A 16,877-nucleotide genomic window follows, 5' to 3' on the forward strand; every position below is an offset into this window, starting at 1 on the left:
GACGGCTTTTGTGAAAAATGTTGGGGTGTTTAATTCGTGATGCGCAAAGTGCCAGCCTCGTTCTTCGCCGGCAACCTCACGGCCAATACACCTTTGCCTATCCGCTCCGCGGGAACCGCTTGGCCGTTAAACGTAGCTTTATAGTCAAACGCCGGGTTCATACCCACTAATAGGGTGCGCTCATGCGCCAGCGTGGACTGGTCGAACGACAACCGCGCATTAAACGCAGTGTGGTTCTCGTTAAAAGCCTGCTGCTCAATCCATATTTCAAAGCCCGGTGTTACGGTGCCTGTTTTGTAATACGCATCAAACCAGGCCAGTACTGGGGTGGATAAGCCTGAAAACTGATGCCAGCCCGCACCGCGACCAGAGGCAGCCAGGAAGTGCTCGAACGTATAGTAGGATGCATCGGCTTCTGTTTTGTATACGTCCAGTCCTTTCGAGGCCAGTTTACGCGCAAGTTCCGGCTGGGCGAGGTCTAACATCGTTTTCCATACAAACCACTGGTGCGGCATCCATACCGCGCCATTCCAGTAACCGTCGGTGCGGTAGTAGGGGGCCGACTGGTCCACCACGCAAATGCCCGATGGCGTCCACATATGTTTGTCTGAAAAGATTTTGTTGATCAGCGTATCCCGCTGCGGAGGCGTGCAAATACCCGATACCAGCGGATAAGCGCCATCCAGTCCCATATTGAAATTGGCGCCGGATGCGGGATCGTTGAAGAAGCCCGCCGGGTTGCCCGTATCATCGTGCTTTACATACGAAAAATAGCCACTCTTCGCATCCCAGGAATGTTTCTGCAGTGCAGCCGTAAACCGGCTGATGTCTTTGTCGTAGGCTTTTACATCTGCTTTTAGGTTCAATGCGCTCGCGGCCATGCGCAATATCTTCGCAAAACGGATCGCATGTGCCGTGGTAATTACCGGCGTTACGCGCTTTTCCAGGTGCTGGTTGTGCACGCCCACCTGTGGCGGATAATCGTCCCAGCCACCGGAATTGTAAAAGTAATCCCAGGTTTGCAACAGGTCGGAATTGAAGATGCGTGTGCTCGTACTGCCGTATTGCCCGGAGAGGAAAGCGTAATATTGTTTCAGTCTGGGATAGAAGTAGTGCAGCAGTTCTTTCGACTGCGTTTGATTCCATACTTCCAAAAATGCATAGGCCTGTACCGGTACCGGAGAGCCATGATGCACGAAGGCCGACTGGCTGCCCGGCGGCGTTAAGTATGCATTGATCGCATCTATGGCCAGTTCCGTATTTACTTTGGACAGTCCTAAGGCGATAAAGCCAAGGTCCCAGGTATACAGGCTGTTCCACCATTTGCCGGGTGTAAAGTGGCGTATGTATTGGTTTTGCGTATACACAGGATATACCACGTTCGATAGTAAGGTGCTTTTCAGCAGCTGCTGGCTGAACAAATATTTCTCGCCTTCCGGCAGGATGCCTTCCACCGTATCACGTAATACTGGCCTGGCAGGCGCGCCTTTTTTAAGGCCGCCAATACCGCATCACGCGAACCGCTGCTTAATATGGCGGTGTATGTGGCTTCGGAATTTGGCGCCAGTTCCAGCGGACGAATAAACAGATTGGCAAAGTCGCCTTTCATATTACCATTCAGCACCTTTGCTACGTGGTTGTGGGTTTCATTCCGGAGGAAAATATCTAATTCATCATTCCTGATACTTCTTATTTTGAAAGGTTCCTTATCCCAGCTGATCCCGTAATACTGCGGCACATCTGCGTATTTCAGCAACAGCGTGCGTGCGGAAAGGTTTTCTTCGGTAACAGGTGTTTTGTTGATGGAAGCCGGAACGATGGTAAATGCATTATCGGTAGTCACTACGAATCCGTTCAGTAAAATCTCTCCACCACCAAGTGTGGTAAGGGTTAAGCGGCCGTTTGCAGCTAACGGAACTTCCAGTCGCGCCAGCGTATCGCTTGGCGTAAAAGTAATTGTTTGATTAATCGCTCCGGAAAGCTGCACCGCAGATGCTTTCCCATTTTTCAGCATGTAGATAAAAACAATTTTGTCGCCGCTGGCTTTTACATCATATTCCAGTTTGTCGCCTGCCTGTGCGCCGAAACCTTTGCCCACACCGCGACCGTTAATCAGCGCAGATTGCCGTACTTCGCCGCGCAGCCAGCCATCGTACACTAGATCGGAGTCATACCGCTTACGTGCAAACGTCAATGAACGATAGTCCATGGCATTATGCCATTGGGAACCGCTGCCCAATTTCAATTTCCGCTCGCCGTAACCTTCGGGGTATTCCATGGAGGCGATGAGGTTCAGCGAAAGGGTTCTGCGGTAGCGCGGTGTTATTCACGCAACGCATAGATACCTGTACGGACGTGGAGTCTAGCAGGGTATAGGTTACATCGGTATACACCTGGTCTTTCCACTCCAGTTCATAGCGATAAGAGAAGGCACTTAAGTCTTTCTGCACCTGCCAGGGAAAGTATTGCGATTCGAAGCGCACGTTCGGCACCAGCAGTTTGTTGCGATAGTAGCCAGGTAATACCGAAAAGTCGAACCGCATGCCCGACTGCATTTCCGGTATATGCGAAATGCCCGCGTACCTTTTGGAGTAAGGTCCCCAGGCCGGAAGCCGCAGGTCGTGGCTGCCATTTAACCGGCCGGTGTCGATGGTTTGTGCTTGTGCGGTCGTCGCAAATAGTAGTACCAGGCTGGCGAGTAACTTCATAGTGGGTATTTTGAAAAACTGCCTGCCGCATGCGGCAGGCAGTGGTTTATTTAGTTAGATCCTTCGTTCTGTTTAATCTTCTCTTTGTTAATATCGACCTGGCTCTGCGGGATCGGGAACACCAGGTTTTGCGGCGTGACCGGGTTCACGAGGTTGATTTGTGTTGCTTTGCTGTTGATTACCGTAATCGCGCGGTCGGTTCTTACCAGGTCATACCAGCGAAGGTTTTCAAAGGCAAATTCCACTCTCCGCTCGCGCTCCATGGCCAGCCGGAATGATGCCTGGTCAGGCACCTGGGCCGCTTTCAGATCACCAAGACCGGCACGGAAACGCACATCGTTCAGGTAGTCGAAGGCAGGCCCGTCTGCCACATATGCCGCTTCATTCAGGCACTCCGCATACATAAGGATCACATCTGCATAGCGAATAATGGGAATGTTGTTCGCATTATCGTTAGCCAGGGCAGGCACATCAAAGTACTTTTTGACGAAGTTGCCAGGAATGGTGTTGCCGCCGGCATTCACGTAGGAAGTGGCTACTGTCGCCGCTTTACGCAGGTCGCCCGGTTCATACGCATTTACCAGGTCGTCAGAAGTATATTGTTGCCGCCGCCGCCAAACATGATCACCGCATTACCGGAGTTCTGCGGCGCAAAAGCGTTCGGCCAGCCATTGCCTTGTCCAACACCGCCCGATTTATACTGCACATCAAAAATGGCCTCAACATTGTTCTTGTTATTGACTTTGAAAAAATCAGCATACACCGGCACCAGGTCATATTTTTTACTGTCGATAACGGCTTTCAATTGCTCGGCCGCCGGTCCGTACTTTTTCTCCGTAAGCAATACGCGGCCCAGTATCGCTTTCGCAGCGCCTTGTGTGGCCCGGCCACGGTCTGCGGCCGCGGTATAGCTGGGTGGCAATACAGCTGCCGCTTCCGCCAGGTCTTTTTCGATCTGCGCATATACCTCGCCAATCGGATTTCTGCCATATTGATAGCCCTCATCCGGGTTGGTAATTTCTTTCAACACCAATGGCACGTCACCAAAGGTACGCACGAGGTTGAAGTAATACAATGCCCGCAGGAACTTCGCTTCCGCTTTATACCGGTCTTTCGTGGCCGCATTCATGGTAATAGCGTCTATGCGGTCCAGGATGGCGTTACAGCGGGCAATCGCCGTGTAACTGTTGCTCCACCTGTTGTTGATGTACGGATTGGTGGTGCGGATGTAAAACCGGTCAAATTCATCCTGGTCCGTTACAGAGCCCGATGCTACCGGCGTTGAGTTGTCCGAACGGATTTCGCCAAATACATAACTGTCACCGCCGTAGTTGCCGCCTGCGCGTAGTGAATTGTAAGCACCGTTCACGGCATTTCTAAAGTCTTCTTCCGTTTGATAGAAGTTGCCGGTGGTAGTGGACGATACGGGCTTCAGGTCCACAAAGCCTTTGCCGCAGGAGGCCAGGGCCAAAGCTATTACCGCTGCCGCGCATATATTACGATAGTTGTTTTTCATGTTGCATCAATTTAAAAGCCAATGTTAATGCCGAAGGTTACGGTTTTCGCCAGTGGATAACTGCCATAGTCCACACCGCCGGTAAGCGGGCCTTCATAGTTGCTCACCTCCGGGTTAAAGTTGAGGTATTTGCTCCAGGTATGCAGGTTTTGCGCAGAAGCGTATATACGTACCTGCGACAGGTTGATGCGGTCTACCCATGCTTTCGGCAGTTTATAACCCAGGCTGATGTTCTGGATACGCAGGTAAGAACCATCTTCTACCCAGCGGGAAGAAACGGCATTGTTATTACCCGTGGTACGTGCATTGGCCCTTGGTACTTTGCCGTTGCCGGGGTTTTCCGGGGAACGCCAGCGGTCTTTCACGATGGAAAGGTTGTTGCCGCCGCCTTCCAGGTTTTCAAAGAAACGGCGGCTCAGGTTCAGGATCTGACCGCCCTGTGTGCCCTGCAGCGAAATACCCAGGTCGATGCCTTTAAAGGAAAAGGTGTTATTGATGCCGTAGATAAAGTCTGGCTGGTTGTTACCAATGATCGTACGGTCTTTCGCGTCAAGAATGCCGTCGCCGGTCACGTCTTCATATTTCACGTCGCCTGGACGCGTGGTGTTATCATGCGGGTTGGTGTGGAGGTCGGCCGCATCTCTGAAAATGCCCAGCTGTTTATAACCATAAAAGCTACCGATCGGATGCCCGATCATGGTGATATTGGTTTCACCCACGCCACTGCCGCTCAGGATCGGCGCACCGGTAGGACCCAGTGCCAGCACTTTGTTGCGGTTGAACGACAGGTTTGCACTCGTATTCCACGTAAACGCACCCACGAAGTTATAACTGCTTACACCAAATTCAATACCCTTATTGCTCATCCGGCCGATGTTCTTGAACGCCGAGCCGAAACCGGTAAGGGTGGGCACGTTTACGGACAGTAACAGGTCTTTGGTAATACGGTCGTAATAATCTACAGACAATGAGATGCGGTTCTGTAACAGGCCGATGTCTAAGCCCAGGTCCAGCTGTTCGTTACGCTCCCAGCTAAGGCCTGAGTTGCCCAGTGAGCTGATGGCCAGCCCTGTTACGGTTATCGCCAAACGCATAGTTGGTGGAGCCTACACTACCCACATACGGATAGTAGTTGCTGAACGAGTTGTTACCCGATAAACCATAACTCGCGCGCAGCTTCAGTTCCGATACGACATGCTGGTTCTTCATAAAGTTTTCTTCTGATACGCGCCAGCCCACAGAAGCAGCCGGGAAGGTGCCGAAGCGCTTGTCCGGCCCAAAGATGGAGGAACCATCGCGCCGTATAGACAACTTCAGCAGGTACTTCGTTTTGTAGTTGTAATCTACCCGGCCAAAGTAAGATACTGTGGCGTTTTCCGTGATCTGTGAACTCACCGAAGTAGGTTGTCCTGCAGCATTCAGCGTTTGTACGATATCATTGGCGAAGATGCCGCCGGCGCCATTGGCGCTCTGGTATTGTAGTTTATTGGATTCGCTGCCAATCAGCACCTCCAGGTTGTGCGCATCGTTAAATGATACGTTGTAGCTCAATACCTGGTTCACCAGCCAGCTTACGCCCTGTTCCGAGAACGAGGAGCCCACGGCCGCGGTAGGCGGCAGCTGCTGGTTCAGCGGCATTTTAGAGGTGGTGTAAGCGTTCCTGCGATTGGCGTACAGGTTGGCGTTTGCTGATAAACGATATTTCAGGTTCGGTAAAAATGCGTACTCCGCCCACGCGTTCGACAACAAGTTGATCTGGTCGAACTTGCTGTTGTACTCCGTAATGTTCGCCACCGGATTGGTAATACCCGGCAGGTTGTACATAGCCGCCAGTGCGGTTTGCGAAGAGTACCCCCGTTTTCGTTATAGATGGGAGCCATTGGCAACGCGGTCAGTGCTGCATTGATAATGCCATTGTCTGCCCAGTGGCCATCTGAACGTACTTCCTGGGTAATTTTATAAGAAGGGTTGATGTTAACGCCGAGGCTCAGTTTGGAGGTTGGGCGTATATCTACATTGGCCCGCAGGGTGTAGCGGTCCATTTTAGATCTTTTGATGATGCCGTCCTGCTTCAGGTAACCCGCGCTGATGGCATATTGTACCTTATCCGTACCACCGTTGGCGGAGAACTGGAAGTTGCTGATCGGCGCGGTGCGGAAAATCAGGTCCTGGTATTTATAATCGGGCAGGGCCGCCACTTTTGCAGGATCGTCGAAGTTGAACCAGTCGAACAGGTCGCCGCGGGGATAGCGGTAACGCAGATAGTTCGAGGGTCTTACGTTGTTGGGATCTGTAATCTGTGCACCCGGTACGTTATCGAGGTAAGCATTGTTGGCGGCTTCTATAGAGAACTCGGCAAACTCACGGGAGTTCAGGATATCCAGTTTTTCCGTTACCTGCTGGAAGCCGGTGTAGGCGTTGAGGTTCATGCGTGCTTTGCCGGCTACACCTTTTTCGTGGTGACCAGTACTACGCCGTTGGAGCCGCGGGAGCCGTAGATCGCGGCGGACGAGGCATCCTTCAGTACGTCGATCTTATCTATTTCTTCTGCATCAAACAGACCGAAAATAGCGGACGAAACGATATTGCCATCTACCACGATCAAAGGACTGGTGCCGGCGGATATCGATCCAAAACCGCGTACTTTAATGGCTGGCGTTCTGCCCGGACTACCCGAGTTTTGCTGTACCACCACGCCGGCAATTTTGCCCTGTAATGCCTGGGCTACGTTGGATACAGGCATGTCGCGGATTTCCTGCATGGGCACGGAAGCAATGGCGCCGGTCACGTTTTGTTTCTTCTGCGTGCCATAACCTACCACCACCATTTCGTTCAGGTTGCTGGACGAAGCGACCATCGTTACGCTCAAAGATGTACGGCCATTCAGCGGCAGTTCCTGCGAGGTGAATCCTATAAAAGTAAAAACGAGAATGTCTGTTGTGTTGGGCACGTTCAGCGTAAAACGGCCCCCATCGTTAGTAGTAGTACCTAAAGCAGTACCCTTTACATTGACGGTCACGCCGGGCAGCGGTTGGTTTTGCTGGTCCGTTACGATGCCGGAAACGGCCACCTGTGGCCGTTACTTCCGTACGCGGTACGATCACAATCATGTTGTTTCCCATATCGCGGTAGCGCAAACCGGAGTTCTCCAATAACTTGTCAAGGGCATCGGATAAACGGGCGTCTTTCACCGCAAAATCGACTTTGCGATGAAGCAGGTGGAGGTCGTAATTATACACAAACCGCACTTTCGCCTTTTTTCAATTACGTTCAGGATCGTGCGCAGTTCCGCCCTTTCAAAGCTGGCGGTGATGGTCTGACTGAAGACCTTCGCAGCACTCACCTGGGTAACGGTAAATAGAATGATTAACACGGAAAGCTTCATACATAGTAGAAATTTAAACAGACGTAGCGCCTGTCCTCCCGGGGCGGGAGGTGCATTTTTTTTCATAACTTTGGATTTACGGTTTAAGAAGAAGAAACCCAATGATTTTGCCGATCCCAGGGTTTCTGAACGTTAGACGTTTTCGGGGAATGTTTGCAGCATTTCCCGATTTTTTTGGTTGCTACTTGTAAATGTCTACCTCATTATTGTTGATTTTAAAAGTGAAGGGCAAGGATACCTGCAGCGCCGCCAGTACTTCTGTAATGGTTTCGTGCTCAAACTTCGCATGAAACCGGTAGCTGGCCACCGCGTTGTCGTGGATCGTTATTTTTACATTGTACCACCGCTCCATTTCATTGGAGATCTGCCTGAAGTCCTCTCCGTCAAATACCAGTTTATTATACACCCAGGCCGTTTCCACCAGCGCGGTGTCCGTTATATTTTTTTAAGTTGACGCAAAATCAGCGACTTCGCGGTTTCGGTTTCCACCTGTTTTTTTGCACGACCACTTTTTCGCGAGGATGTAGCAACAGCGTTTCGCCACTGCTGTCGCCGGTTTGCGAGATCTGCACCAGCCCGCTGATCAGGGTGGCTTCGGTCTGATTATCTTCGGGATAACATCTTACATTGAAAACCGTTCCCAGTACATGTATGCGGATATCACGCGTATGCACGACAAAGGGTTTTACCTGCCGCTTTCGCCACATCGAAATAGGCTTCGCCCTCGAGGGTTACTTCGCGGATAGAGTCGTTGAAGCTGGAAGGGTAATTAAGCCGGCTGCCCGAATTCAGCCACACGACCGTACCATCCGACAGCAACAGCCGCGACTTGGCGCCGGGTTTGGCCACTGATTCGGTAAGTGCGGTCCCCGACGTATTCGCAGGCACCCGAACATGTTGTGCATACCACCAGCCGCCCGTCAGCAGCACGGCCACTGTCGCCGCCACCGCCAGCACCCTGCGCGCGATGCGCGGCCGGCGTTCAGGCTCGTCCTTGTCCTCCGCCGCTTCCAGGATGTGCCGGAAATGTGCCTCGTTGTCTTCCGTGGCAGGTGTAACCGGCCGTGCCCAGTACTCATCGAGGATCGACAGGAAATAGGCATCTTCCGGATGCGCCGACAAGTGGGCATCCAGCTCCTTTATTTCCTCCGAAGTGGCCTCACCAGACAACTTCCGGGCAATTAGTTGAGATATCCTTTCTTTATCCATGGAACCTTGGTTACTGATAAAGACAGGAAAATAAAGGGATGACCTTAAAGCTTTTTGAAATTTATTTTTTGACGTGCTTTTGGGGGAAGGCAGAGAAGTGCGCCTGTACTTTTTCGGAGATGCGTTTTACCGCGATCACCATTTGGGCGTCTACGGTATTGACGGTAAGGTTCAGGATTTCGGCCACATCTTTATAACGCAGCCCATCTTCCCGTACCAGTTTAAAGATCATTTTACACCTTGGTGGCAGGGATTCCACCGCAGCCGTGATTTTCGCCTGCAGCTCCGCACTGATCATCTGCTGGTCGGGCGCCGGGTCGCGGCTCAGTTCAATATCGAGGTGACTGAATGGTTCGGTAATCTGCCTTTGCGCCTTGGCAGACAGGTAGTTGAGGGAGCCGTTTTTACCGCCACATACAGGTATACGCGGATGTTAGCAATGGCCCCCGCATTGGCGCGCTGTTTCCAGAGCCGGATAAACACATCGTCCACAATCTCGGCAGTGGCTTCGCGGGTTTTGATAATGGAAAAGGCGAACTGGTTGAGCCGCGGACTGTAGTGCTGGAACAACCGGCGGAAAGCCTGTTCATCTCCTGCCACGATCTGGCGGAGGTCTATGGACGGCTCCTCAGGGGTATGACGTGGACTGTTTGACAAGCAATCGAACTTTTAAATGTGACGGTCTGTGATACTTAAAGTACACATTTTTTTTCATTTTCAACTTTTACGTTGGAAGGTTTTCCCATTCCACAACACCTCTTCCTGCGTGAGCAGCCAGGTTTTGCCGTTATCGTTGTTGCCCTGGTAAAACAGGTACGTTTTTCCATTTTTATCCGGAAGATATGGGGATGCCCGGACTCGCTGCTGTTCCATTCGCCTGGCTTCCCGTTGGGTACGAATGGTACCTGCGATACCCGTTCCCATGTTACCCCGTCTTTGCTTACCGCCAGTCCGATCTGCTGCGGGGCGTTGTTATAAGCGCCGGCATAAAACATAAAGAGGCGGTTGCCCCTTTGAATGACAGATGCTCCTTCGATACAGGCTCCTTCCCAGTCCAGCTGCGGATACAGGATGGGTTTGTCTGCCGCCTGCGTCCACTGGTCGCGGTTAAAGTTGGTACGGACGGGCGCGGTGGCTACGCCGATCATCTGTATTTTCATTGCCGTATCCCGCGTAGCGAAATACAGGTAGAACTTATTTTTGAAAGAGATCACTTCCGCATCAATGGCGCGGCCGGATGTCCAGTCGCCGGTAGGTTTAAAGATCGGGTTGGTGGCATTGCGGGCGAACTGGATGCCGTCGGTAGACCAGGCATGGCAGATAGCGTCTTTTTACCGTTGCCGTAAGTTTGATAGAAGAGGTGTACCGTATCGTTGCGAACGATAGCGCCTGGTGCGCACAAACCCTTCTCTTCGTACTTCGCGCCCGGAGCGGGACGGACCTCCCCGATCTTGTTCCAGTTGATGAGGTCTTTACTTTCCGCAATACCAATGTTCCAACCCGACTGCGGATCGTTGGCGAACGGTGGAATAGAAAAGTACAACAGATATCTTCCCTTAAAAGAGACTACGTGCGGGTCCTTGGCGTAGGGGAGGCCCTTGCGCGAAGTGTCGCCATATTTCATGATGCTTGATTGCGCGAAACCCGCTGTGAATGCGAGTGAAAAGATGACCAACAACCACGATCTAAGTTTCATACGGGCGGAATTTTGATGCTTATGGGGAATCAAGATACAAGATTCTTACATTTGGTCGTCTGCTATTAAAATAAAAAATCCGCCGCAGAAGCTGCAGCGGATGCCGATTATTCTAAACATTAATAACGTTTCCCGTCCAAATACTTATGACTCGTCGCCAAACTGGCAAACATATCACCCTTACTCACATCCTGCTCCACGAACCACATCTTCATCCCGGCTTTTTCGCGCGCTGCGAAAATCCGGTCGAAGTCGATCACACCATTTCCCACTTCGGTAATATCGCCCGTACCTTTTTCCATGTCTTTCACATGCCATAAAGGGAACCGGCCGGGATATTTATCGAAATAAGCCACGGGATCGTGTTTCGCTTTGCTGATCCAGTACAGATCGAGTTCCATGCTTACGAGGTCAGGATTGGTGCTGGTCAGCAGGTAGTCGTACACCAGCGTATCGTTGTAGGGTTCAAATTCAAAATCATGGTTGTGATAAGCAAACCGGATACCCGCCTGTTTGCAACGTTCTCCTGAAGCATTGAGCAACGCCGGCAGCTGTGCGTAATTCTCGGGTGTCCTTTCTTCCGGGAACAGGTATGCGCACGCCATGTAGTCTACACCCAGTTCATGCAGGTCATCTACTGCTTTGTCCCAGCCTACAGACAGGGAGCCGGGCGCCTTGTTGCCTAAGCCGCTCAGGTGGTGCGAGCTGACGACTTTCATTCCTGTTTTCGCCAGTATCGATTTGAATTCTGCCACGGTTTTGCCGAAGAATTTGCCGTCATACCCATAAATCTCCAATTTATTATATCCCATTTTCACCAGGCGTTCCAGCGTGCCTTCCAGGTCTTTCGCCACGGCATCGCGCACAGAAAATAATTGCAGTCCCAGTTCCTGACCGGTGGCAGCGGCGCAGCTTTGCAGGGATGCAGTGTACAAACCGGCGGCGCCTAGGCCGAGCAGCTTCATGAAATTCCTTCTTTCCATAACGTTCTATTTAAGTTCTTTTATTTTGATGTTTTTAAACGATACCCCTTTTTCCAGTCCTGCAGTGCAATATGGCCTTCGGTGTGTTTGCCGAACTCCGGCCATTCGCGGAAGTGAGTATTGGCAATGGTGTCGCGCCAGGCGGCGGTGGTAAAATCCTGTTCGGCGGTCAGTATATCGTTGAGATAGAATTTTACTTTACCATGTTGCTGCTCGATCCGGCTGGTATTCCAGTCGCCGTGCTTCGCTTCCACGGCATTGGCCTGCGGGGCGAAGTTGTAGAGGCAGCCAGGGCGTTTCTTCAGGTTGCTGTAATCGGGATGTTTCGCGTCCAGTAGCTGGTATTCCGGCCCGGAAGCCCAGGTAGCCGGGATGGCCGGATCTTCCAGTACATTGATGAATACCCCGCTGTTGCCGGCTTCAGACAGTTTCCAGTCGAATTGAAGAATGTAATCTTTGTAGATTTTGTTCGTTACCAGGTCCGCCGGCGCCACTGGCCGTGTTGGGTCGCAGTAAATGGTGTGGTTCACGGCCTTCCAGTTGGATACACCGGATGGTTGGTTATAAACGTGCCATTCACTAAGGGTTTCGCCATCGAACAGTAAAGTCCAGCCGTCTTTCTTTTCTTCGGCAGACAGACTATTGTCGCGCGGAGGTGAGGTACAGGAGGACACGGATAGCGCCAACAGGGCGGCCATCATCGTAGCCTGACGCGATTTTTTTCTCATAAACGCAGATTTGCTTTCCTAATTTCTATAATATTTCATTCCGGATCAAGTTTTATCTTGATAACTTTTTAGTTGGGGCTTTACGCGCTTCCGGCAGAAACGTCCGCTCCTGTAAACGGCGCAATAACTACTTAAGGGTAAAAGACATGTCCAATCAACAACCACTCGAAGCTGTTACGATATCCGCCGTTCGTTCGGGCGACAGTCTGCTTGTTAACCACACTTCCTCCAACGGCCAGGGACGGTACCGGCTCACCGGACTGCCACTGAACAAACCTTTCGAAGTACTCATTACCCGCAAAGGTTACCAGGATACCTTTGCCGTATTTACACTCACGCCTGAAAAACCGCTGCTCGATAGTCTCGACTGGCTCATCCGCGTACAGCCCATCGAACTGAAAGGGGTAAGTGTGGTGGCGAAAAGGGCGCCGTGTACGTACCGGAACGACCGCCGTTACGCAGGAGATCTTTCCGTGAACAGGTTCGGGGAATTACGCCTGGGTACAGCGATGAACGCAGGTTATTTGAAAAGATGGCGGCTGCCGCCAGTTACAACTATATGATCAACAGCCAGCTGCCGCCCGACATGGGCCGGCGCATGCAACGGCTGAATGCGCGTGTGGAACGGCGTTTTCTTCCAAAAGAAAAGCTGGCCTTATCGCTCACGGTGAACGATATCTTTAACAACCGCCAGGATGTAATGCGGCGTGTTACATCTTCTTATGTGGAGAACAGGACCGGTAATTCCGCAGGCCGTTTCTTTCTCCTGAAATTGCAGTACAACTTTGATATGCTCCATGAAAAGCGCAGCGATTTCTAGAGCCGCGCTTCCATGTCGTAACGGTCCATGCCCGCGGCATATCCGTCCGGCGTCATTTTTACAGTGTGAAAGCCCATTTTCTCGTAGAAGGCCACCGTATGCTGCGAGGTATTGATCTGGTAAAGGGCGCCAGGAAAGAGGCGACGCATCAGTTCAATACGATATCGGGTAAACTCCTTTCCGAACCCTTTTTTGTGATGCATGCTATGCACCATGCCCCAGGAGAGGCCGGCGGCGTTGGTCGCCTCATCGTAAAACACGCCGCCGCAGGCGATGATCTCACTATCGTTTTCCAGCACAAAGTAATTGTCTTCGCACCGCTCATCGAGCCAGCGGGTGAAAAGCGCAATTTCATCTTCCGTGAAGAATTTGGGGCGGTTGCTGTGAAAGATCGCCAGGCAGGCGTCGCGGTACTGGGGTGTGTATGGTAAAATCGTGGACATGCAGCAAAGGTAAGGGTTAATGGTTGATGATGACCGCGTTGTGCACCGGGATGTAGTATCTGGTGTATGAACTGTTTTTCATAGCCCTACGCCGTTAAACCGCGTCCTGCTAAGGGGCAACAGTAATTGCCTGAACCGCCGTTTATGCCGCCAGATACCGTCGTTGTATGAACAGTGCCGGAGCTGGAAAAGAGGTCAACTTTCTAATGTCGTTTCCGGCCCTTCGTTTTGTCGTGTTACCCACCCGTATTTTTGCTGATACCACCGTATGTTTGCATTATAAAACGCATATATTATGGAAAATAAAGCACGTACGAAAGTAACCATTGAAGCCACTGTAAATGCCCCTGTAGCCAAAGTATGGCAATACTGGAATGAGCCGGAGCACATTAAACAATGGGCTTTTGCATCGCCAGAATGGCATGCGCCCGCTGCCACCAACGATCTGCGTGTAGGCGGTCAGTTTACGACGCGGATGGAAGCGAAAGACGGCAGCTTTGGTTTCGATTTCGGCGGCGAGTACACGGAAGTAGCGGAACACAAGGCTATCGCTTATGTGATGGGCGACGGTCGCGAAGCACGCACTACTTTTGAGGAGCGGGATGGTAAAACCTATATCGTGGAGGTATTCGACGCGGAAGAAACAAATCAATTGAAATGCAGCAAGCTGGCTGGCAGGCGATTCTCAACAACTTTAAGAATCATACTGAAAGTGGTAAATAGTGCATGACGCGGCTGCTTATTATACACGGCAGCCGCGCCATTATGCAGTAAAATTTTTATTTTGCAGGGGAATATACCAATTATGAAAAGATATCTCCTGCTGTTAGCCTTGTCATTGCCCATGGCGACCATGGCGCAAGATGAAATACCCGCTGCCGGTCCCGCCAGCATCGCCTACCATGAATACCGGATGAAAGAAAGCGTGCCGCCCTACGGGCTGGCAAAAGTGAAAGCGCTGATTACCAAAATTAATGACAGCGAAGAAACAACCGCGCTGAATGCCAAAGATTACCTCGGGCTCTCCCTGCGCGAAAAATTCACCTATCACATGATCCACGCGGAATCGTATAGCCAGAACTGTGATATTGTGTTGCCGGAGCCGGACGAAGAAAAGAAGATATTCGCTTACCTGCCGAGTGTTTTCGGCGATACGCACTGGAGCAGCCGCCAGCTCGATTTTTTCCAGAGCAACCGCGATTCGGTCCTGGCGCTCATCAAAGAATCCGCAAACCGCAGCAAACGCACGGGTCTGAATTACAAACATGCACTCATGGAAATGCATGCGGTGGAGGCCATTCCCTTCCTGGCTGAATTTTACCAGCGCGATCGTAAAGACCACGATATTCTTACCCTGCTGATGTTGCTGATGAAAGAGAGCCGATACGCGCCCTTCCTGTCTTCGGCATCCTACACCAAATTGTACAGCAAAGAAAGCAACTACTTCAGTTATTTACAGGATAACAAAGCGAACGAGGATCTTATCATCAAACGCGCTACGGATTTTTACAACAGCCGGAAATGATAACCACACTTGTCATATGCTGCATGGCGTACGATACCGCATTTGTGCACGTACCGGCGGGAGCGTACCGGGTGGGACAAAAAGGGCACCCCGTAAATCCTCTGCGGACAGTGCATTTGCAGGCGTACGATATCGCCGCGCACGAGTTGACCAACCGCGAATTCGCGGCCTTCGTCGATGTTACCAACTATGTAACTGATGCGGAGCGGCATCGCAACGCGCTGGTGTTCGAGCCCGGGCTGAAAGAATTCCGCTGGAAGGAGGACAGTACCGCATTTTGGCGTTACCCGAATGGCCTGGGCAGGGGAGGCATCGAACAAAAAATGGATCACCCGGTCACAACGCTGAGTTATACCGATATACAGGCTTATTGCCAGTGGGCGGGTGTTCGCCTGCCATCGTTCGAGGAATGGGAAGTGGCGTCCAGGGCGGGTGCGCGGAGTACTTACTTTTGGGGTAAAGAAGCGGCGCGGATCGGGGAGTATGCCAACATCTGGCACGGTAACGATCACCTGCAGGCCGATAGCTCCGATGGGTATATGTATACCGCGCCGGTGGGCAGTTTTAAGCCCAATCCCTGGGGTTTGTACGATGTGTACGGTAATGTGTTCGAGTTCTGTGAAGGGCACCTGGGTAAGGAAACCAGCGTACATGCCCGCGGAGGATCCTGGTGGTGCAGCACGCATGCCTGCAACTTTTTTAATTCGGTAGACATTGGCAGCGTGCACCCGCATGCCTCTTTCAGCAACCTGGGCTTCCGGGTAGTGAAGAAATAAACCGGATTGATTATCTTGGGGGATTGCTAAATTCCACCCAATAGACATGATACAACGTTTTTTTGTTTCCCTTTTCCTGTTAATCCCTTTTACGGTCGCTGCGCAATGGATTGCGCCGCCCGACGTTGCTGCCGGTGCATACAACGTTTCCCATTTTCGCAAAACATTCGTTTTAGATAAAAAACCGAAGTCTTTTCTTATAAAGATATCCGCCGACAATCGTTACCGGTTATACGTAAACGGCCGGTCGCTCACCACTGGTCCGCAGCGCTCCGATGCCGCACACTGGCGTTACGACAGCCTTGATCTTGCACCTTATCTGCATCGCGGTGAAAACCTCATTGGTGTTACCGTCTGGAACCAGGGAGCATACGCGGCCTGGGCGCAGCTCTCTGCCCAAACCGGCCTTTGGTTGCGCGGGCCGGGCATCCAAACCGATAACAGCTGGCGCGTTTGGCGCGATACTGCTTATGCTGCCGTGATAGATGAGCTGCATATTGTAGGGCCGTACGAGCAAGTAAACGCCGCTGCTTATCCCTGGGGATGGGAGCAGCCGGATTATAACGACCGGCACTGGAAACAGGCGTTGCTAACGAACGACCAACGCCACCTGCTGCCAAGGAATATTCCCTTCCCGGAAGAGCGCTGGCAGCGATTTTTATCGGTAAGACGGGCGGATACCCAGGTGCCGGGCGGGTTTGTCCGCGGCGATGCTCCGCTAACGATTGATGCACATCAACAGGCAAAAATATTATTGGAGCAGGGAGAGCTGACGACCGCATTCCCACAGCTGCTGGTAAGTGGCGGTAAGGGGGCAAAAATCAAGATTACTTACGCCGAGGCCCTGTACGACAGTACCGGAAATAAACACAACCGTAACGAGATAGCTGGAAAAACTATCCGTGGCCGTTATGATGTATTTCTGCCGGATGGTGGCGAGGGAAGGGTGTTTCAGCCATTGTATTACCGCACGTTCCGCTACGTGGAACTGGCGGTGCAAACAGGATCAGCCGTTAACGATACGCGACGTGAGAAGTCAGTTTACAGCCTATCCCTTCCGCGAAAATGCTTACTTCCGCTCCAGTGAT

26 protein-coding genes are annotated in these 16,877 nt (G+C 51.7%); 6 read left to right on the forward strand and 20 right to left on the reverse strand.

What is annotated here, in order from left to right:
- Window positions 1–29: 29 nt before the first annotated feature.
- The 19 genes from MKQ70_RS01550 to MKQ70_RS01640 form a co-directional block, all read right to left on the reverse strand.
- Window positions 30–1,454, reverse strand: coding sequence for an MGH1-like glycoside hydrolase domain-containing protein (locus MKQ70_RS01550; protein ID WP_248066852.1), 1,425 nt, complete (start codon window positions 1,452–1,454; stop codon window positions 30–32).
- Window positions 1,400–2,278: a hypothetical protein gene (locus tag MKQ70_RS01555; protein ID WP_248066854.1), complete on the reverse strand. Its 879-nt coding sequence runs from the start codon at window positions 2,276–2,278 to the stop codon at window positions 1,400–1,402. Before MKQ70_RS01555 ends, MKQ70_RS01550 begins: the two co-directional genes overlap by 55 nt.
- Window positions 2,214–2,708: a hypothetical protein gene (locus tag MKQ70_RS01560; RefSeq protein ID WP_248066857.1), complete on the reverse strand. Its 495-nt coding sequence runs from the start codon at window positions 2,706–2,708 to the stop codon at window positions 2,214–2,216. Before MKQ70_RS01560 ends, MKQ70_RS01555 begins: the two co-directional genes overlap by 65 nt.
- 50 nt (window positions 2,709–2,758) lie before the next feature.
- The gene (locus MKQ70_RS01565; protein WP_372489921.1) at window positions 2,759–3,232 is read right to left on the reverse strand and encodes a RagB/SusD family nutrient uptake outer membrane protein; all 474 of its coding nucleotides are present in this window, start codon (window positions 3,230–3,232) and stop codon (window positions 2,759–2,761) included.
- Between the two features lie 53 nt (window positions 3,233–3,285).
- Window positions 3,286–4,224: a RagB/SusD family nutrient uptake outer membrane protein gene (locus MKQ70_RS01570; RefSeq protein WP_248066860.1), complete on the reverse strand. Its 939-nt coding sequence runs from the start codon at window positions 4,222–4,224 to the stop codon at window positions 3,286–3,288.
- Window positions 4,225–4,235: 11 nt separating this feature from the next.
- On the reverse strand, window positions 4,236–5,318 hold the full coding sequence (locus tag MKQ70_RS01575) for a TonB-dependent receptor domain-containing protein (RefSeq protein WP_248066861.1): 1,083 nt from the start codon (window positions 5,316–5,318) through the stop codon (window positions 4,236–4,238).
- A complete protein-coding gene (locus tag MKQ70_RS01580; protein WP_372489922.1) occupies window positions 5,257–6,048 on the reverse strand; it encodes a SusC/RagA family TonB-linked outer membrane protein in 792 nt (263 codons plus the stop codon). The genes MKQ70_RS01575 and MKQ70_RS01580 overlap by 62 nt, the downstream gene beginning before the upstream one ends.
- A gap of 619 nt (window positions 6,049–6,667) precedes the next feature.
- Window positions 6,668–7,294: a TonB-dependent receptor plug domain-containing protein gene (locus MKQ70_RS40900; RefSeq protein WP_248066866.1), complete on the reverse strand. Its 627-nt coding sequence runs from the start codon at window positions 7,292–7,294 to the stop codon at window positions 6,668–6,670.
- Window positions 7,200–7,472 (reverse strand): STN domain-containing protein, encoded by a 273-nt coding sequence (locus tag MKQ70_RS41890; RefSeq protein WP_372489923.1) that lies wholly within the window; start codon window positions 7,470–7,472, stop codon window positions 7,200–7,202. The genes MKQ70_RS40900 and MKQ70_RS41890 overlap by 95 nt, the downstream gene beginning before the upstream one ends.
- Window positions 7,412–7,609, reverse strand: coding sequence for a hypothetical protein (locus MKQ70_RS01595; protein WP_248066868.1), 198 nt, complete (start codon window positions 7,607–7,609; stop codon window positions 7,412–7,414). The genes MKQ70_RS41890 and MKQ70_RS01595 overlap by 61 nt, the downstream gene beginning before the upstream one ends.
- A gap of 181 nt (window positions 7,610–7,790) precedes the next feature.
- A complete protein-coding gene (locus MKQ70_RS01600) occupies window positions 7,791–8,030 on the reverse strand; it encodes a FecR domain-containing protein (RefSeq protein ID WP_248066871.1) in 240 nt (79 codons plus the stop codon).
- A 40-nt stretch (window positions 8,031–8,070) separates the two neighbouring features.
- A complete protein-coding gene (locus tag MKQ70_RS01605; protein WP_248066874.1) occupies window positions 8,071–8,283 on the reverse strand; it encodes a FecR family protein in 213 nt (70 codons plus the stop codon).
- A complete protein-coding gene (locus tag MKQ70_RS01610) occupies window positions 8,270–8,818 on the reverse strand; it encodes a FecR domain-containing protein (RefSeq protein WP_248066878.1) in 549 nt (182 codons plus the stop codon). Before MKQ70_RS01610 ends, MKQ70_RS01605 begins: the two co-directional genes overlap by 14 nt.
- A 61-nt stretch (window positions 8,819–8,879) precedes the next feature.
- Window positions 8,880–9,242, reverse strand: a complete 363-nt coding sequence (locus tag MKQ70_RS01615) for a sigma-70 family RNA polymerase sigma factor (protein ID WP_308199401.1) — start codon at window positions 9,240–9,242, stop codon at window positions 8,880–8,882.
- On the reverse strand, window positions 9,143–9,475 hold the full coding sequence (locus MKQ70_RS01620; protein WP_248066881.1) for an RNA polymerase sigma factor: 333 nt from the start codon (window positions 9,473–9,475) through the stop codon (window positions 9,143–9,145). Before MKQ70_RS01620 ends, MKQ70_RS01615 begins: the two co-directional genes overlap by 100 nt.
- 35 nt (window positions 9,476–9,510) lie before the next feature.
- Entirely contained in the window at window positions 9,511–10,032 is a 522-nt protein-coding gene (locus MKQ70_RS01625; protein ID WP_308198903.1) for a hypothetical protein, read from the reverse strand.
- On the reverse strand, window positions 10,029–10,514 hold the full coding sequence (locus tag MKQ70_RS01630; RefSeq protein ID WP_248066885.1) for a glycoside hydrolase family protein: 486 nt from the start codon (window positions 10,512–10,514) through the stop codon (window positions 10,029–10,031). Before MKQ70_RS01630 ends, MKQ70_RS01625 begins: the two co-directional genes overlap by 4 nt.
- Before the next feature lie 119 nt (window positions 10,515–10,633).
- The gene (locus tag MKQ70_RS01635) at window positions 10,634–11,497 is read right to left on the reverse strand and encodes a sugar phosphate isomerase/epimerase family protein (RefSeq protein WP_248066888.1); all 864 of its coding nucleotides are present in this window, start codon (window positions 11,495–11,497) and stop codon (window positions 10,634–10,636) included.
- Window positions 11,498–11,517: 20 nt separating this feature from the next.
- Entirely contained in the window at window positions 11,518–12,225 is a 708-nt protein-coding gene (locus MKQ70_RS01640) for a 3-keto-disaccharide hydrolase (protein WP_248066891.1), read from the reverse strand.
- A 146-nt stretch (window positions 12,226–12,371) separates the two neighbouring features.
- Between MKQ70_RS01640 and MKQ70_RS01645 the strand changes: the two genes are divergently transcribed.
- Both MKQ70_RS01645 and MKQ70_RS01650 read left to right on the forward strand, forming a co-directional pair.
- Window positions 12,372–12,788 (forward strand): carboxypeptidase-like regulatory domain-containing protein, encoded by a 417-nt coding sequence (locus MKQ70_RS01645; protein WP_248066893.1) that lies wholly within the window; start codon window positions 12,372–12,374, stop codon window positions 12,786–12,788.
- Window positions 12,758–13,045: an outer membrane beta-barrel family protein gene (locus MKQ70_RS01650; RefSeq protein WP_248066897.1), complete on the forward strand. Its 288-nt coding sequence runs from the start codon at window positions 12,758–12,760 to the stop codon at window positions 13,043–13,045. Before MKQ70_RS01645 ends, MKQ70_RS01650 begins: the two co-directional genes overlap by 31 nt.
- On the opposite strand, the gene MKQ70_RS01655 is transcribed toward MKQ70_RS01650, so the two are convergent.
- On the reverse strand, window positions 13,042–13,488 hold the full coding sequence (locus tag MKQ70_RS01655) for a GNAT family N-acetyltransferase (RefSeq protein ID WP_248066901.1): 447 nt from the start codon (window positions 13,486–13,488) through the stop codon (window positions 13,042–13,044). The two genes, MKQ70_RS01650 and MKQ70_RS01655, sit on opposite strands and share 4 nt — an antisense overlap.
- A 295-nt stretch (window positions 13,489–13,783) precedes the next feature.
- Between MKQ70_RS01655 and MKQ70_RS01660 the strand changes: the two genes are divergently transcribed.
- From MKQ70_RS01660 to MKQ70_RS01675, 4 genes are all read left to right on the forward strand, one after another.
- A complete protein-coding gene (locus MKQ70_RS01660; RefSeq protein WP_248066905.1) occupies window positions 13,784–14,218 on the forward strand; it encodes an SRPBCC domain-containing protein in 435 nt (144 codons plus the stop codon).
- A gap of 75 nt (window positions 14,219–14,293) precedes the next feature.
- On the forward strand, window positions 14,294–15,013 hold the full coding sequence (locus tag MKQ70_RS01665) for a hypothetical protein (protein WP_248066908.1): 720 nt from the start codon (window positions 14,294–14,296) through the stop codon (window positions 15,011–15,013).
- A complete protein-coding gene (locus tag MKQ70_RS01670) occupies window positions 15,010–15,789 on the forward strand; it encodes a formylglycine-generating enzyme family protein (RefSeq protein ID WP_248066911.1) in 780 nt (259 codons plus the stop codon). The genes MKQ70_RS01665 and MKQ70_RS01670 overlap by 4 nt, the downstream gene beginning before the upstream one ends.
- A 46-nt stretch (window positions 15,790–15,835) precedes the next feature.
- On the forward strand, window positions 15,836–16,876 hold the full coding sequence (locus tag MKQ70_RS01675; protein ID WP_248066914.1) for a family 78 glycoside hydrolase catalytic domain: 1,041 nt from the start codon (window positions 15,836–15,838) through the stop codon (window positions 16,874–16,876).
- Window position 16,877 lies beyond the last annotated feature (1 nt).

The organism is Chitinophaga sedimenti (genome assembly GCF_023156195.1).
Classification (GTDB): domain Bacteria; phylum Bacteroidota; class Bacteroidia; order Chitinophagales; family Chitinophagaceae; genus Chitinophaga; species Chitinophaga sedimenti.

What these genes read in the sequence shown, in the direction of transcription:
- MKQ70_RS01645 (WP_248066893.1), top strand. Translation starts at nt 12,372, where the DNA reads ATGTCCAATCAACAACCACTCGAAGCTGTTACGATATCCGCCGTTCGT.
- MKQ70_RS01660 (WP_248066905.1), top strand. Translation starts at nt 13,784, where the DNA reads ATGGAAAATAAAGCACGTACGAAAGTAACCATTGAAGCCACTGTAAAT.
- MKQ70_RS01665 (WP_248066908.1), top strand. Translation starts at nt 14,294, where the DNA reads ATGAAAAGATATCTCCTGCTGTTAGCCTTGTCATTGCCCATGGCGACC.
- MKQ70_RS01555 (WP_248066854.1), bottom strand. Translation starts at nt 2,278, where the DNA reads ATGGAATACCCCGAAGGTTACGGCGAGCGGAAATTGAAATTGGGCAGC.
- MKQ70_RS01570 (WP_248066860.1), bottom strand. Translation starts at nt 4,224, where the DNA reads ATGAAAAACAACTATCGTAATATATGCGCGGCAGCGGTAATAGCTTTG.
- MKQ70_RS01655 (WP_248066901.1), bottom strand. Translation starts at nt 13,488, where the DNA reads ATGTCCACGATTTTACCATACACACCCCAGTACCGCGACGCCTGCCTG.
- MKQ70_RS01635 (WP_248066888.1), bottom strand. Translation starts at nt 11,497, where the DNA reads ATGGAAAGAAGGAATTTCATGAAGCTGCTCGGCCTAGGCGCCGCCGGT.
- MKQ70_RS01670 (WP_248066911.1), top strand. Translation starts at nt 15,010, where the DNA reads ATGATAACCACACTTGTCATATGCTGCATGGCGTACGATACCGCATTT.
- MKQ70_RS01610 (WP_248066878.1), bottom strand. Translation starts at nt 8,818, where the DNA reads ATGGATAAAGAAAGGATATCTCAACTAATTGCCCGGAAGTTGTCTGGT.
- MKQ70_RS01640 (WP_248066891.1), bottom strand. Translation starts at nt 12,225, where the DNA reads ATGAGAAAAAAATCGCGTCAGGCTACGATGATGGCCGCCCTGTTGGCG.
- MKQ70_RS01630 (WP_248066885.1), bottom strand. Translation starts at nt 10,514, where the DNA reads ATGAAACTTAGATCGTGGTTGTTGGTCATCTTTTCACTCGCATTCACA.
- MKQ70_RS01580 (WP_372489922.1), bottom strand. Translation starts at nt 6,048, where the DNA reads ATGTACAACCTGCCGGGTATTACCAATCCGGTGGCGAACATTACGGAG.
- MKQ70_RS01595 (WP_248066868.1), bottom strand. Translation starts at nt 7,609, where the DNA reads ATGAAGCTTTCCGTGTTAATCATTCTATTTACCGTTACCCAGGTGAGT.
- MKQ70_RS01575 (WP_248066861.1), bottom strand. Translation starts at nt 5,318, where the DNA reads ATGCGTTTGGCGATAACCGTAACAGGGCTGGCCATCAGCTCACTGGGC.
- MKQ70_RS01675 (WP_248066914.1), top strand. Translation starts at nt 15,836, where the DNA reads ATGATACAACGTTTTTTTGTTTCCCTTTTCCTGTTAATCCCTTTTACG.
- MKQ70_RS01560 (WP_248066857.1), bottom strand. Translation starts at nt 2,708, where the DNA reads ATGAAGTTACTCGCCAGCCTGGTACTACTATTTGCGACGACCGCACAA.
- MKQ70_RS01650 (WP_248066897.1), top strand. Translation starts at nt 12,758, where the DNA reads ATGGCGGCTGCCGCCAGTTACAACTATATGATCAACAGCCAGCTGCCG.